Source organism: Agreia sp. Leaf244 (assembly GCF_001422695.1).
Taxonomy (GTDB): domain Bacteria; phylum Actinomycetota; class Actinomycetes; order Actinomycetales; family Microbacteriaceae; genus Agreia.
In genome coordinates, this window is record NZ_LMLX01000003.1 from 98818 (window position 1) to 113218 (window position 14401).

The window sequence follows — 14401 nt, forward strand, 5'->3', positions numbered from 1 at the left end:
CCCCCTCGAGGTCACGCCTGCCGCCTCATCGGGCGAGGCGCTCCACCGCTGCACCGAAGAGAGCGGGCATCGCCCGCGCGACTGGCACGATGAACGGCCTGAGAGGAGACTGCGCCGCGGCGAGCAGTCCCGAAGTGATCACACGGAAGTCCCGGCTGACGCGGCCCCACTCCCGGTCGTAGGCCGCCGCCGGCCGGGGGCCCGCAGCGACGATCGCCTCGATGGCGGCCCGCGCGTGGGCCAGACCGACTCGGATGCCCTCGCCGGTCAGTGCGTCGACGTAGCCCGAGGCGTCACCCAGCAGCAGCACTCGCCCGGCGCTGCGGGCCGCGGTGCGCTGTCTCAGCGGTCCGGCCCCGCGCAGGCTGTCGACCGGGCTCGATCCTCGGAGGCGATCGGAGAGCTCCGGCAGCTGCGCCAGGATCTCGTCGAAGTCGGTGCGCGGCCGTCCGAGAACCGCCACACCCACGAGGCCGCCGGCCAGCGGCGTGACGTAGGCCTCGGCATCCGCGACCCAGTGCACCTCGACGAGGTCTGTCCACGGCTCGATCGCGTAGTGCCGGCGCAGGCCGAAGCGGCGCCGGTCGGCGCGACCCGGCGCCGGCCGTTCGAGTCCGACCAGCCGTCGCACCGTGGAATGCAGGCCGTCGCAGGCGAGCAGCCACGACGCACGCACGTCGCCGACCGTCACGCCCTCTGCGTTCTGCACCAGGTCGGAGACCCGGGCATCCAGACGCATCACGCCCAACTCGTCTGCTCGCTCGGAGAGCGCATCGTGCAGTGCCGTGCGGCGCACGCCGAGACCGGAGGGGCCCGCGAACCGGTGCTCGACAAGGGTGCGTGCGTTCGAGTATCGAAAGCCGGCGATCGCTGCTCCCTCGGGATGGACGCCGAGTCGCGCGAGGGCGGCGACGGCCCCGGGCATCAGGCCTTCGCCGCAGGCCTTGTCGATCGGAAACGACCGCGGCTCGATGACCACGACCGACAGTCCCGCGAGCCGCGCCTCGATCGCGGCGGCGAGGCCGATTGGCCCGGCCCCCACGACGGCGACATCGACGTCGATCGCGCTCATCGGGGTGCGACGGGCTTCTCGCCGAGCGCCGCCTCGAGCGCCCGCTCCTCGACCGGAATGCGGAACCCGAACAGCAGCACCGCGTTGAGCACGGTGAACGCGAGGGCGGTCACCCAGTTGCTGTGCACCAGGGGCAGGGCGATGCCCTCCGCGATGACGACGATGTAGTTGGGGTGGCGCAGCCACCGGTACGGTCCACGCAGCACGAGCGGCAGGCCGGGAACCACGATGACCCGCGTGTTCCAGCGATGGCCGAGCGAGGCGATGCACCACCAGCGCAGCACCTGGCTGGCGAGCGCGATGACGAGCATGGGCCAGCCCAGCCACGGAATGAACGGCCTGTCGGCGAGGATCGTCTCGAGCAGGCAGGCGAGCAGCAGCCCCGTGTGCAGCGCGACCATCGGTCCGAAGTGGCGTCGGCCGAACTCGAGGCCGCCGCGCGCGAACGCCCACGCCGCATTGCGGGTCGACACGACGAGTTCGACGATGCGCTCACCGCCGGTCAGCAGGATGAGGATCGTGTACAGCAGCACGGAGAGGGTCATTCCGTCGCTCCCGACCAGCGCAGAAGCACCAGCTCGGCGCATACGCCCGGGCCCAGGGCGAACAGGGCGCACAGCTCCCCGCCCGTCGGCGGCGCGTCTCGGATGCTGTCGGCCAGCACGTGCAGCACGGATGCCGACGACAGGTTGCCGACCCGGGCGAGCGAATCCCAGCTCACGTCGAGCGCCCCCGGTGGCAGGTCGAGGGCCTCGCTGAACGCGTCGAGCACCCGCGGGCCGCCCGGATGCGCGATCCAGCGCGGGATGTCGTCGATCGTCGCGTCGTGGTCGGCAAGGAACCGGGTCATGTCGTCACCGAAATGCTCGTCGATCACGTCGGCGACCCCGGCGGTCAGCACGATGCGGAAGCCCGTCTCCCCCGGATTGAAGCCGAGCACGTGGCGGGTGTCGGGGTACAGGGCGCTGCGCGAGCCGACGACGTCGAATCCGTCGTCCGACCTCGCGATTGCGCGCTCGGCGCCCACCATCACGACGGCCGCCGCGCCGTCGCCGAAGAGCCCGGATGCGACGAGGTTCGCCATCGAGTCGTCGTCGCGCTGCACGGTGAGCGAGCACAGCTCGACGGAGACGAGCACGGCGACGCCCGTCGGATGGCCCGCCAGGTAGTCGTCGAGCCGGGCGATGCCGGCGGCACCGGCGACGCAGCCCAGGCCGAACATGGGTACCCGCTTGACGTCGGGCCGCAGCCCGAGGCGGGGCACGAGGAGCGCGTCGATCGACGGCGCCGAGACACCCGTCACCGACGTGAACAGCACGAAGTCGACCTCGTCGGCGCGCACGCCCGCCTGCAGCAGCGCCGCCCCGAGGGCCTCCTCCGCGAGGTCGGTGGCCGCCTCGATGAAGAGGCCGTTCGTCTCTGTGAAGCTCTGCTCCTCGAGGTAGCGCTCGATCGGAAGCACCAGGTGGCGTCGCTCGACCCGGCTGCCCTCGTGGAGCCGTCGCAGGACCGCCTGCTTCGAGGGATCCGCGGTGATCATCGGGGCGATCGTGTCAGTGATCTCCGTCTGGGCATACGAGAGGGCGGGCAGTGCGGCGGATACCCCGACGATTCTCGACACGTTCGCACGCTAGCACGGCCGCTCACGCCTATCGATGCCCATGGAAAGCCGAAACGACTGCGCCATAATGTCTCGACAACAAAGCGAAGGGCACCGTATGAGCATCGAGACCGACCGGCCATGGGTTTCCCAGTACGCAGACGGCGTGCCCGCGACGATCGCGCTGCCCACCGGCTCGCTGGTCGACATGTTCGACGACTCGGTGCGTGCGTACAAGTCCAATGTCGCCCTCGACTTCTTCGGCTCGACGACGACGTATGCCGAGCTGGGCATGCTGGTCGCGCGCGCCGCCGAGGGCCTGCGACGAGCCGGCGTCGGCCCCGGTGACCGGGTGGCCCTCGTGCTGCCCAACTGTCCGCAGCACGTCATCGCCTTCTACGCCGTCCTTCGACTCGGCGCCATCGTCGTCGAGCACAATCCGCTCTATACCGACCGCGAGATGCGCCACCAGTTCGAAGACCATGGCGCGAAGGTCGCGATCGTGTGGGACAAGGTGGGCGATCGCATCCATTCGATGCCCGCCGACGTGGCGTTCGACACGGTCGTCGCCGTCGATATCACCCGTGCGATGCCCCTGTCGAAGCGACTGGCGCTGCGGCTGCCGGTGCCCAAGGCCCGCGACGCCCGCAAGGCGCTCACGGCCGACTCGAAGCGCAGCATGCCCTGGGAGAAGCTGATCAACCACCGGCCCGTGCGCCGCTCCGTGCCTCGCCCGACCGTCGACGACCTCGCTGTCATCCAGTACACGAGCGGCACGACGGGAACGCCCAAGGGCGCCAAGCTCACCCACTTCAACCTGCACGCCAACGCCCTCCAGGGCCGCGCGTGGGTGCCCGGAATGGTGGCAGGCAAGGAGGTCATCTACGCCGTTCTGCCGATGTTCCACGCCTACGGGCTCACGCTCTGCCTCACCTTCGCCATGAACAGCGGCGCCCGACTCGTGCTGCTTCCCAAGTTCGACGTCGATCTCGTGCTCGACGCGGCGAAGTCGCATCCGCCCACCTTCCTGCCCGCCGTGCCGCCGATCTATGAGCGCCTCGCGCTGGGCGCCCAGAAGCGCAAGGTCGATCTCACTGGAATCCGCTTCGCCATCTCCGGCGCCATGAACCTGCCCGTCTCCACCGTCGAGCTCTGGGAGAAGGCCACGGGGGGTTACCTCGTCGAGGGCTACGGACTCACGGAGACCTCGCCCGTGGCGTTGGGAAACCCCATCGGCCCGAGCCGCCGTCCCGGCACCGTCGGCGTCCCCTTCCCGAGCACAGACATCCGGGTCGTCGACCCCGAAGACACCTCGATCGACCGCACGCCGGGCGAGGAGGGCGAGCTGCTCATCCGCGGACCGCAGGTGTTCCAGGGGTACTGGCAGAAGCCCGACGAGACCGACGCCGTGCTGCTCGAGGGCGGCTGGTTCCGCACCGGCGACATCTGCACGCAGGATGCCGACGGCTTCGTCACCATCGTCGACCGCATCAAGGAACTCATCATCACGGGCGGATTCAACGTGGCGCCGTCGGAGGTCGAAGACGCGCTGCGCCAGCATCCCGGTGTGGCGGACGTCGCCGTCGTCGGTATGCCGAGCGGGGGCGGTGGAGAAGACGTGGTCGCGGCCGTGGTGCTCTCGTCCAGAGCAGACTTCGACGAGAAGGAGTTCCGCGACTGGTGCCGCGGGCAGCTCACGGCCTACAAGGTGCCGAAGCGGATCGTCGTGATCGACGAGCTTCCGAAGTCGCTCATCGGCAAGGTGCTGCGCCGTGCGGTGCGGGAGCAGCTGCTGGCGGGCAAGGGCTGAACCGAACCGATCAGGAGGGATCGGGCAGCGACGAAGCCGGGAAGACGGGCGCGGAGAGAAGAGCGACCGTCACGGAGCCTCCCTTGGTGACCTGCTCGCCCAGCTGCACGAAGCCGAGGCGGTCATGGAACGCCAGCGAGCCGGGGTTCGGCGGATCGAGGTTGACCTCGCACGTGACCTCGGTGAGACCGGCGAGCTCGGCCTCGGCGAAGACGCGCTCGTAGAGCAGCTGGCCCAGGCCGCGACCCCGCATGCCCTCGGCGACGACGATGCGGTCGACGTAGAGGAAGTCACCGCCCCGTTCCTCGAACCAGCGGTAGTTCTCGCTCTCGTAGTCGTTGCCGGCGGCCAGTGTGACGACGAGGCCGAGCGGCTTCCCTGGAGCCTCGTCGTCGACGACGATCACGGCGGCGTGCGCCATCGACACGAGGTCGAGGAGTTCCGCCTCGTCGAGCAGGTTCACCGCGGGGATGGCCCTGTTGTTCATGGCCAGCAGCGGAGTCAGGTCGGTGGCATCGATGTCTCTGGTCGTCAAGGTCACCCCGCGAGCCTATCCAAGAGACGCTCGGCGGAATGCACGCGAGCGTGATGGACTTACACCTAGAACCATGACGAGCATCGCCGACAGGAGCCCCATCGTGACCATCGACTGGCTGACATTGCAGAACACCGCACACGCCGAGTTCGCCACGCGCCTCGAGGCGGTGACCGACTGGAACGCCCCCACCCCCGACACCGACTGGAACACCCGTCAGCTCGTCACCCACGTGATCGAAGAGCAGCAGTGGGTTCCCCTGCTTCTCGAGGGGCGCACCCTGCGACAGGCACAGGCGCTCAAGCGCCCGCTGTCGAGCGACCTCGTCACCGAGTGGGCCCTGTATTCCAAGGCCGCCACCGACGCCTGGCGATCGGCGGCACCGGATGCCCGTGTGCAGCTGTCGTACGACACCGTGACGGTCACCGAGTACCTGCGCGAGCAGGTCTCCGATGTCACCATCCACACGTGGGACCTGGCGCGTGCCACCCGCACGTCCGAGACACTCGACGACCAGCTCATCGCCGCGGTCTGGACCGTGTTCGAACCGCAGAAGGAGACGCTGGAGGCATCCGGTCTGTTCAGCTCCCCCGTTCCCGTTCCCGAGCACGCGTCGCTGCAGTCTCGGCTGCTGGCCCTGACCGGGCGAGACGACAGGCTTCCGCTCTCCGCGTAGCTCTCGATCTATGCACACTCATGAATGAGGATTAGCCTGAACGCCTAGGCGGCGAACCCGAGACTCTGCCTGAGCGCAAGGAGCTTCATGTCGGCCGCACCCCAGTTGTCCATCCCCGACCAGTACGGCAAGCGCGTCATCGTGACGGGAGCCAACAGCGGACTCGGACTCGAGACGGCGCGGCGCCTCTCGGCTGCCGGCGCCCATGTGGTCATGGCGGCACGCAACCAGGAGAAGAACCAGGCGGCGGCCGACACCATCCGGCAGAGCGTGCCTGACGCCTCACTGCAGCTCGAAAGCCTCGACCTCGCCTCCCTCGCGAGCGTGCGAGCGTTCTCGGAGCGCATCCTCGCCGATCAGCTCCCCGTCGATGTGCTCATCAACAACGCCGGTGTGATGGCCGTGCCCACGAAGCACACGACCGAAGACGGCTTCGAGCTGCAGTTCGGCACGAACCATCTGGGGCACTTCGCCCTCACGGCGCGTCTCCTCCCGTCGCTCATGGCTGCGGATGCGCCGAGGGTCGTCACGCTGTCGAGCGTGATGCACTGGATCGGACGCATCCGATTCGGCGACCTCAACGCCGACAAGAAGTACAACGCCTGGCTCGCCTACGGCCAGTCCAAGCTGGCGAACCTGCTCTTCGCGCACGAGTTGCAGCGACGCAGCGACGGCGCCGGCTGGGGTCTGCTCAGCGCGGCGGCTCATCCCGGCTCGAGCCGCACGAACCTGCAGAGCGCCGGCCCGCAGCTCGGCCGCGACAAGCCGGCGAGCGCGCTCGTCGAGCGGTTCATGAACATGCCCGGCCTCTCGCAGGAAGCCGAGCAGGGTGCGGAACCCGAGATCTTCGCGGCCACGTGGGCCAGCGTCTCCGGCGGAGACTACGTCGGACCCACGGGGGCATTCGGGCTCACCGGTCCTCCCGGACGGGCGAAGCAGAGCCGACGCGCCCTCGACGAGAGGGTGGCGTTGCGGCTCTGGACCGTGTCGGAGGACCTGACGGGCATCGACTTCTCGTAGCCCCTCGACAGGCTCGGGGAACGGATGTCCGTTCCCTGAGCCTGTCGAAGGGCCGACCCGCGACTACTCGGGAAGCGCCGTGGCCCTCTCGAGAACCAGTTCGCGAACGCGAGCCGCGTCTGCCTGACCCTTCATCGCCTTCATCACAGCACCGATCACGGCGCCGGCGGCCTGCACCTTGCCGTCGCGGATCTTGGCGAGGACGTCGGGCTGGCTCTGCAGCGCTTCGTCGATGGCGGCGATCAACGCGCCGTCGTCTGACACGACGGCCAGGCCGCGCGCATCCACGACCTGCTGGGGCGTGCCCTCACCGGCGATGACGCCCTCGAGAACCTGGCGTGCGAGGCGGTCGGTGAGCGTGCCGGCGTCGACGAGCGCCACGAGCTGTGCGACCTGCAGCGGGGTGACGAGCGTGGTCGCGTCGACGCCCTGCGCGTTGGCGGTGCGGGCGATCTCGCCCGTCCACCACTTGCGGGCCGCCGCGGGGGCGGCACCCGCCGCGACGGTCTCGATGACCTCGTTCACGAGGCCGGAGTTCGTGAGGTCCTGGAACTCGAGGTCGGTGAAGTTCCACTCGGCCTTCAGGCGACGACGGCGGATGGCCGGTGCCTCGGGAAGGGCGGCGCGCAGTTCTGCGATGAGCTCGGCCGAGGGAACGACGGGCAGCAGGTCGGGCTCCGGGAAGTAGCGGTAGTCGTCGGCGTCGGACTTGGGTCGACCGGCGGAGGTCTGGCCCGTGTCCTCGTGCCAGTGGCGCGTCTCCTGCGTGATGGTTCCGCCGTCGTCGAGGATGGCGGCCTGGCGCTGGATCTCGTACCGGATGGCCCGCTCGACGCTGCGCAGCGAGTTGACGTTCTTCGTCTCGGTGCGTGTTCCGAGCGGCGCGGGCGGCTCACCCTCCGGGGTGCGTCGGCGCAGCGAGATGTTGGCGTCGCAGCGCAGGTTTCCGCGCTCCATGCGTGCCTCGGAGATGCCGAGTCCCACGACGATGTCGCGGATGGTCGACACGTACGCCTTGGCGAGCTCAGGGGCGTCGGCCTCTGCGCCGTAGATGATGTCGGTGACGATCTCGACCAGGGGAACACCCGCACGGTTGTAGTCGACGAGCGAGTACTCGGCGCCCTGGATGCGACCGGTCGCGCCGCCCACGTGGGTGAGCTTGCCGGCGTCCTCCTCCATATGCGCACGCTCGATCGGCACCGTGAACATGCGCCCGTTCGGCAGCTCGACCTCGACCGATCCCGCGAACGCGATGGGCTCGTCGCTCTGCGAGATCTGGTAGTTCTTCGCCAGGTCGGGGTAGAAGTAGTTCTTGCGGGCGAAGCGGCTCGTAGGCGCGATCGAGCAGCCGAGCGCGAGGCCCAGGCTGATGGCGTAGCGCACCGCCTGGCCGTTGACCACCGGAAGCGAGCCCGGCAGACCGAGGTCGACAGGGGTGATGTTCGTGTTGGGCTCGCCACCGAAGTAGTTCGGCGCGTCGGAGAACATCTTGGTCTTGGTGCTGAGCTCGATGTGCACCTCGAAGCCGAGCACCGGCTCGAAGAGCTCGAGCGCGCGGTCGTAGTCCATCAGTTTCGCCATCAGACGGCTCCCTCGTCGGTCGCGTTCATTTCACTGGGAGACAGGTCGGGCGCCTGGCTCAGGAGCGTGTGCCCCCACTTCTGCTCGAGGAGCGCCTCGAGCGCGGCGGCCACGCCATAGAGGCGGGCGTCTTCGCGAGCCGGTGCCAAGAACTGGATGCCGACGGGCAGCCCGTCTTCGGCGGCCAGTCCCACGGGCACCGAGATTCCGGGGATTCCCGCGAGGTTCGCCGGGATCGTGGCGATGTCGTTGAGGTACATCGACAGCGGATCTCCGGTCTTCTCTCCCAGCTTGAACGCCGTGGTGGGCGCCGTGGGCGATACCAGCACGTCGGCGTTCGCAAAGGCGGCCGCGAAGTCGCGCTGCACCAGCGTGCGCACCTTCTGGGCACTGCCGTAGTAGGCGTCGTAGTAGCCGGCCGAGAGTGCGTAGGTTCCGAGGATGATGCGGCGCTTCGCCTCGGCGCCGAAGCCCTGCTCGCGGGTGGCGCTCATCACGTCTTCGACGGTGCCGCCGCCCTTCGGGTTGACCCGCAGGCCGAAACGCACGGAGTCGAACTTGGCCAGGTTGCTGGAGGCCTCGGCGGGCATGATCAGGTAGTACGCGGCGATCGCGTGCTCGACACTCGGAAGTGCGACCTCGGTGATGATCGCGCCGGCGCCCTCGAGAAGGGCGAGAGCCTCGCGGAAGCGCTCCATGACGCCGGGCTGGAACCCGTCGCCCTGGAGCTCCGTGATGACACCGATGCGGAGGCCTGCGACGTCGGCGTTGCGCACCGCCTCGGCGAACGACGGCCAGACGTCGGTGAGCGACGTGGAGTCGCGCGGGTCGTGCCCGCCGATCACGTCGTGCAGCAGTGCGGAGTCGAGGACGGTGCGCGACACCGGGCCGATCTGGTCGAGGCTGGAGGCCAGGGCGATGGCGCCGTATCGGCTCACACCGCCGTAGGTGGGCTTCAGGCCGACCGTGCCGGTGACGTGCGCGGGCTGGCGGATGGACCCGCCGGTGTCGCTGCCCAGGGCGAACGGCGCCTCGAAGGCGGCGACCGCGGCGGCGGAGCCACCACCGGAGCCTCCGGGGATGCGCTCGAGGTCCCACGGGTTGTGCGTGGGGCCGTAGGCGGAGTGCTCCGTCGAGGAGCCCATGGCGAACTCGTCCATGTTGGTCTTGCCGATGGAGACGAGGCCTGCGGCACGCAGCTTGGTCATGACCGTGGCGTCGTAGGGCGGAACCCAGCCCTCGAGGATCTTGGAACCGCTCGTGGTGGGCATGCCCTTGGTGACGATCACGTCTTTGATGGCGATGGGAACGCCGGCGAGCGGGTGCAGCTCTTCTCCGGCCGCGCGGCGACGGTCGATGTCGGCCGCCTCGGCGAGGGCGCTGTCGGATGCGACGTGCAGGAAGGCGTGAACGGACCCGTCGACCGCGGCGATGCGGTCGAGGTGCGCCTGTGTGGCTTCGACCGAGCTGACCTCGCCCGCGCTGAGCTTGGTGGCGAGCGCGTCGGCGGTGAGCCTCGTGAGATCGGTCGTCATTACTGCTCCTCCCCCAGGATGGCGGTGACCCGGAATCGCGAGCCGTCGTGGTCGGGCGCACCGGCCAGTGCTTCTTCGGCGGTGAGGGTCTGGCCCACCACGTCGTCTCGGAACACGTTCTGCAGTGGGATCGGGTGGCTCGTGGCCGGCACATCGGGCGTCGCGACCTCGGTGACCGTGGCCACGTGGTCCATGATCGACCCGAGTTCGCTCGTGAGCGACACGATCTCCTCGGGCGTCAGCGCGATGCGGGCGAGGCTGGCCAGGTGGGTGACCTGCTCCTGCGTGATTTCGGACATGCTGCTCCGTGTCTTCATTCGGGGGGAGTTCGGACGAACCCACCGATTCTACCGGAGCCGCGTTCCCTGAGCCTGTCGAAGGGAACCACCCGTTCCCTGAGCCTGTCGAAGGGAACGACAGGGTCAGGGAGCGACGTCGTCGGGCGCGCTCTCCGTCTCGGGGGCCGGGCCCAGCGCATCCGGCCCTTGTGTGACGAGGATCGCGAACTGCTCGGCGTCGATGATGCGCAGGCCGAGGGCCTCGGCCTTGGTGAGCTTGGAGCCGGCACCGGGACCCGCGGCCACGAAGTCGGTCTTCTTGCTCACGCTCGACGCGGCCTTGCCGCCCGCATTGATGATCGCCTCGAGCGCGCCCTCGCGGGTGAACCCGTCGAGCGAGCCTGTGGCGACGACGGTGACGCCCGAGAGCACGCCGCCCTCGATGACGGCTGCGCCGGGGCCCGGATGCCCGGGGGTCGCGAACTGCACACCGGCGGCGGCCCAGGAATCCACGATGTCGACGTGCCAGTCGACGGAGAACCAGTCGATCAGGGCGTCGGCGATGATCAGACCCACACCGTCGACGGCGGCGAGCTCCTCGCGGCTCGCCGCACGGATCGCGTCGAGCGAGCCGAAGTAGTCGGCGAGGGCACGAGCGGCCACAGGGCCGACGTGCCGGATCGACAGCGAGACGAGGATGCGCCACAGCGGCTTGGTCTTGGCCTTCTCGATCTCGGCGAGAAGCTTCACGGCGTTCGTCGACGGAACCGAGAACTCGTCGCCCGCGAACTCCGCCACCTGCGGATCGCGCGTGTCGGGATTGTAGGCGCCGTCGCGCTTCTGGCGTCGGCGCTGGAAGGGCTGAACTCGCTTGGGCTCGCCGTCGTCGGTGAGCTTGACCATGCCCGTCTCGTTGTCGCGTACGACCACAGTGATCGGGAAGATATCTTGCATGCGCAGGGCGAACAGACCCGCCTCCGTCTCGAGCGGAGGATCGGACGGCTCGAGCGGCTGGGTGAGCGCGGCGGCCGACACCTCGCCGAGCACCTCGATGTCGAGGCCGCCTCGGGATCCCACGTGCTCGACGCGGCCGCGCACCTGCGCTGGGCAGCTGCGCGCGTTCGGGCAGCGCAGGTCGACGTCGCCCTCTTTGGCCGGGGCGAGCTTCGTGCCGCACTCCGGGCAGTTCTCGGGCATCACAAACGCGCGCTCGTCGCCCGTTCGCAGCTCGACCACGGGGCCGAGCACCTCGGGAATGACGTCGCCCGCCTTGCGCAGCACCACGATGTCGCCGATGAGCACGCCTTTGGCCTTGACCACGTCTTGGTTGTGCAGTGTGGCCTGGCGCACCTCGGAGCCGGCGACCTCGACCTTCTCCATGACCGCGAACGGCGTGGCGCGGCCCGTGCGACCGACGCTCACGACGATGTCGAGCAGACGGGTGTTGACCTCTTCGGGCGGGTACTTGTAGGCAGTGGCCCAGCGTGGCGCACGGCTCGTGGCCCCGAGCTCGGCGTGCAGGGCGAGGTCGTCGACCTTGATGACGATGCCGTCGATCTGGTGCTCGACGCTCGCGCGATGGATGCCGTTGTAGCGGATGAACTCGACGACGTCGTCGACGAGATCGAAGACCTTGAAGTGGGTCGAGATGGGAAGACCCCACTGCTCGAGCAGGCCGTAGACCTCGCTCTGCGCCGCGACGGGCGGGTTCGGCCATGCACCGATGCCGTGCACCAGCATGCGCAGTCGAGACAGGCGGCTCTCGACCAGGGCGAGCTGCTTGGCGTTCTTGCCCTCGGTCTTCTGGCGAAGAGAGCCGGCCGCCGCGTTGCGCGGGTTGGCGAACACGCGCTCCCCCGCCGCCTCCTGCGCCGCGTTCAGCTCGTCGAACGATGCCACGGGAAAGAAGATCTCGCCGCGCACCTCGACCAGGGGCGGATGCCCGGTGCCCTTCAACCGCGCGGGAATCTGCTTGATCTGCAGCACGTTGTCGGTGACGTCTTCTCCGACGACACCGTCGCCGCGGGTGGCCGCCGTGACGAGAACACCGTTCTCGTAGCGCAGGTTGATGGCGAGCCCGTCGATCTTGAGCTCGGACAGATAGCGCACGGCGCTGCGCCCGGCGTCGCGTTCGATCTTCGCGGCCCACTCGCGCAGCTCGTCTTCGCTGAAGACGTTGTCGAGGCTGAGCATGCGCTCGGCATGCGTGACCGGCGCGAACATCGTGGTCTCGGCGCGGCCGCCCACCGTCTGCGTGGGACTGTCGGCGCTCTGCAGCTCGGGGTGCGCGCGTTCGATGGCGTCGAGTCGTCGGACGAGGGCGTCGTACTCGGCGTCGGAGGCGGTCGATGCGTTCTTCTCGTAGTACTGGTCGCGCAGTTCGAGGATGCGCGTCGTGAGCTCGCCGGCCTCGACCTTGGCCTCTGCGAGGTCGGGGGTGACCTCGTCGGGCAGGACCTCGGCCATCAGGCCACGGCTCCTGCCGCAGCGGGCACGGCTGGGACTGCACTGGCCGAATCAGCACTGACCGTGCGATCGATGGTGCACTGGCCGAGCACGCGAGTACCGATGTAGACGACGGCCGTCTGGCCGGGAGCGACCCCGTTGAGCGGCGTGTGCGGCGTGATCACGAGTTCGTGATCGGATGCCGGTCGCTGGCCCTCGACGGGAACGGGCACGTCGAGCGCACGCACGACGGCGGTCGCGGGAACCGGGTCGGCGTGGGCACGGATCTGGACCTCGCACTCGAAGGCGATCTGCGGGTTCTCGGGAGCGAGCCCGGCCCAGGTGAACCGGGCGCCGGCGATCTCGGAGATGTCGAGCGCCTCTTTGGGGCCGACGACGACCTGGTTGCTCACGGGTCGCACCTCGAGCACGAACCGGGGCTTGCCGTCGGGCGCGGGCATGCCGAGGTGGAGGCCACGGCGCTGGCCGACGGTGAACGAGTGGGCCCCGTCGTGACTGCCCACGACGCTGCCGTCACGCTCGACGACCTGGCCGGTCTCGGCGCCCACGCGCTCGGCGAGCCAGCCCTTCGTGTCGCCGTCGGGGATGAAACAGATGTCATGACTGTCGGGCTTCGACGCCACCGAGAAGCCGCGTTCGGCGGCTTCGGCACGGACCTCGGCCTTGGAGGGCGTCGCGCCCAGCGGGAACATGCTGTGCGCGAGCTGCTCGCTGGTGAGCACGCCCAGCACGTAGCTCTGGTCTTTGGCCCACGTGGCGGCCCGGTGCAGCTCGCGGTTGCCTTCGGCGTCGGTGACGATGTTGGCGTAGTGGCCCGTGGCGACCGCGTCGAAGCCCAGGTCGACGGCCTTCTCGAGGAGGGCGGCGAACTTGATGCGCTCATTGCAACGCATGCACGGGTTGGGGGTGCGCCCCGCCGTGTACTCGGCGACGAAGTCGTCGACGACGTCGGCCTTGAACCGCTCCGAGAAATCCCATACGTAGTAGGGGATGCCGATCTTGTTGGCGACACGCTGCGCGTCCATCGAGTCTTCGATGGTGCAGCAGCCGCGAGCACCGGTTCGCAGGGTGCCCGGCATGCGCGAGAGCGCCAGATGAACCCCGACCACGTCGTGCCCCGCCTCGACCGCGCGTGCGGCGGCCACGGCGGAGTCGACCCCGCCACTCATTGCTGCTAAAACCTTCACGTGAAGAGCTTACGTGAGGCCTCCGACAGCGTCACTGGGGGTAGCGACGGGTCTCCGAATGCCGAATGGCGCCGTCACGCCCGTCCCGTCGTACGGGATGGGCGCGACGACGCCATTCGGCGACGGTGAGACTATTCTGCGGGCTTGGTCTCTGCTGCGTCTGCCTCGGCCTGAGCCTTCATCGCGGCCTCGACGTCGAGCGCCTTGAGCTGCGCAACGAGGTCGGCGAGGGCGGGCGCAGGAAGCGACCCGGCCTGGCGGAACACGGGCACACCGTTCTTGAACGCCATCAGAGTGGGGATCGAGGTGATCTGCGCGGCAGCGGCGAGCTGCTGCTGGTCTTCGGTGTCGATCTTTCCGTAGACCACGTCGGTGTTGTCTTCGCTGGACTTCTCGAAGACGGGCGCGAACTGCTTGCACGGGCCGCACCAGTCGGCCCAGAAGTCGAGAAGAACGATCTCGTTGTCGGTGATGGTCTTGTCGAGGGATTCGGCGGTGACGGTAACGGTAGGCAAAAGGGGCCTCCTCGTGAAGATTGTCGATTGATGGTCGTGCGGTTCGCGAAACGCTACCGCACGGTGTCTACAACAGAACGGGGTTGCGCTGCATTCCCGGGATGGACGTTCCCTGAGCCTGTCGAC

At 68.9% G+C, this 14401-nt stretch carries 13 protein-coding genes; 3 read left to right on the forward strand and 10 right to left on the reverse strand.

The annotated features are described in order from the left end of the window. Window positions 1-25: 25 nt before the first annotated feature. Genes ASF06_RS10475 through ASF06_RS10485 form a run of 3 tightly spaced genes read right to left on the reverse strand, consistent with a single transcriptional unit; the run spans window position 26 to window position 2693 of the window. Window positions 26-1072 carry an NAD(P)/FAD-dependent oxidoreductase gene (locus ASF06_RS10475; protein WP_235500975.1) on the reverse strand — a complete coding sequence of 349 codons (1047 nt, stop codon included), beginning with the start codon at window positions 1070-1072 and terminating at the stop codon, window positions 26-28. Continuing rightward, window positions 1069-1617: an isoprenylcysteine carboxyl methyltransferase family protein gene (locus tag ASF06_RS10480; protein WP_200920358.1), complete on the reverse strand. Its 549-nt coding sequence runs from the start codon at window positions 1615-1617 to the stop codon at window positions 1069-1071. Before ASF06_RS10480 ends, ASF06_RS10475 begins: the two co-directional genes overlap by 4 nt. Further along, window positions 1614-2693 carry a type III polyketide synthase gene (locus tag ASF06_RS10485; protein WP_055946648.1) on the reverse strand — a complete coding sequence of 360 codons (1080 nt, stop codon included), beginning with the start codon at window positions 2691-2693 and terminating at the stop codon, window positions 1614-1616. The genes ASF06_RS10480 and ASF06_RS10485 overlap by 4 nt, the downstream gene beginning before the upstream one ends. Before the next feature lie 67 nt (window positions 2694-2760). Here ASF06_RS10485 and ASF06_RS10490 point away from each other — a divergent pair, with 67 nt between their 5' ends. Further along, complete coding sequence (locus tag ASF06_RS10490) at window positions 2761-4482, forward strand: long-chain-fatty-acid--CoA ligase (protein WP_268750641.1); 1722 nt, start codon at window positions 2761-2763, stop codon at window positions 4480-4482. Window positions 4483-4492: 10 nt separating this feature from the next. Here ASF06_RS10490 and ASF06_RS10495 read toward each other — a convergent pair whose 3' ends face one another. Further along, window positions 4493-5023 (reverse strand): GNAT family N-acetyltransferase, encoded by a 531-nt coding sequence (locus tag ASF06_RS10495; RefSeq protein ID WP_055946654.1) that lies wholly within the window; start codon window positions 5021-5023, stop codon window positions 4493-4495. A gap of 67 nt (window positions 5024-5090) precedes the next feature. Between ASF06_RS10495 and ASF06_RS10500 the strand changes: the two genes are divergently transcribed. Continuing rightward, complete coding sequence (locus tag ASF06_RS10500; protein WP_055946656.1) at window positions 5091-5693, forward strand: TIGR03086 family metal-binding protein; 603 nt, start codon at window positions 5091-5093, stop codon at window positions 5691-5693. A gap of 87 nt (window positions 5694-5780) precedes the next feature. Continuing rightward, window positions 5781-6713 (forward strand): SDR family oxidoreductase, encoded by a 933-nt coding sequence (locus ASF06_RS10505; RefSeq protein ID WP_055946661.1) that lies wholly within the window; start codon window positions 5781-5783, stop codon window positions 6711-6713. Between the two features lie 63 nt (window positions 6714-6776). Here ASF06_RS10505 and gatB read toward each other — a convergent pair whose 3' ends face one another. From gatB to trxA, 6 genes are all read right to left on the reverse strand, one after another. Further along, the gene (gatB, locus tag ASF06_RS10510; protein WP_055946664.1) at window positions 6777-8294 is read right to left on the reverse strand and encodes an Asp-tRNA(Asn)/Glu-tRNA(Gln) amidotransferase subunit GatB; all 1518 of its coding nucleotides are present in this window, start codon (window positions 8292-8294) and stop codon (window positions 6777-6779) included. Beyond that, window positions 8294-9829, reverse strand: a complete 1536-nt coding sequence (gene gatA, locus ASF06_RS10515; protein ID WP_055946667.1) for an Asp-tRNA(Asn)/Glu-tRNA(Gln) amidotransferase subunit GatA — start codon at window positions 9827-9829, stop codon at window positions 8294-8296. The genes gatB and gatA overlap by 1 nt, the downstream gene beginning before the upstream one ends. Next, window positions 9829-10128: an Asp-tRNA(Asn)/Glu-tRNA(Gln) amidotransferase subunit GatC gene (gene gatC / locus ASF06_RS10520; protein WP_055931632.1), complete on the reverse strand. Its 300-nt coding sequence runs from the start codon at window positions 10126-10128 to the stop codon at window positions 9829-9831. Before gatC ends, gatA begins: the two co-directional genes overlap by 1 nt. A 123-nt stretch (window positions 10129-10251) precedes the next feature. After that, window positions 10252-12573 carry an NAD-dependent DNA ligase LigA gene (gene ligA, locus ASF06_RS10525; protein WP_055946670.1) on the reverse strand — a complete coding sequence of 774 codons (2322 nt, stop codon included), beginning with the start codon at window positions 12571-12573 and terminating at the stop codon, window positions 10252-10254. Next, the gene (mnmA, locus tag ASF06_RS10530; protein ID WP_200920359.1) at window positions 12573-13760 is read right to left on the reverse strand and encodes a tRNA 2-thiouridine(34) synthase MnmA; all 1188 of its coding nucleotides are present in this window, start codon (window positions 13758-13760) and stop codon (window positions 12573-12575) included. Before mnmA ends, ligA begins: the two co-directional genes overlap by 1 nt. A 131-nt stretch (window positions 13761-13891) precedes the next feature. Continuing rightward, complete coding sequence (gene trxA, locus ASF06_RS10535) at window positions 13892-14275, reverse strand: thioredoxin (RefSeq protein WP_055946676.1); 384 nt, start codon at window positions 14273-14275, stop codon at window positions 13892-13894. Between the last annotated feature and the right edge of the window lie 126 nt (window positions 14276-14401).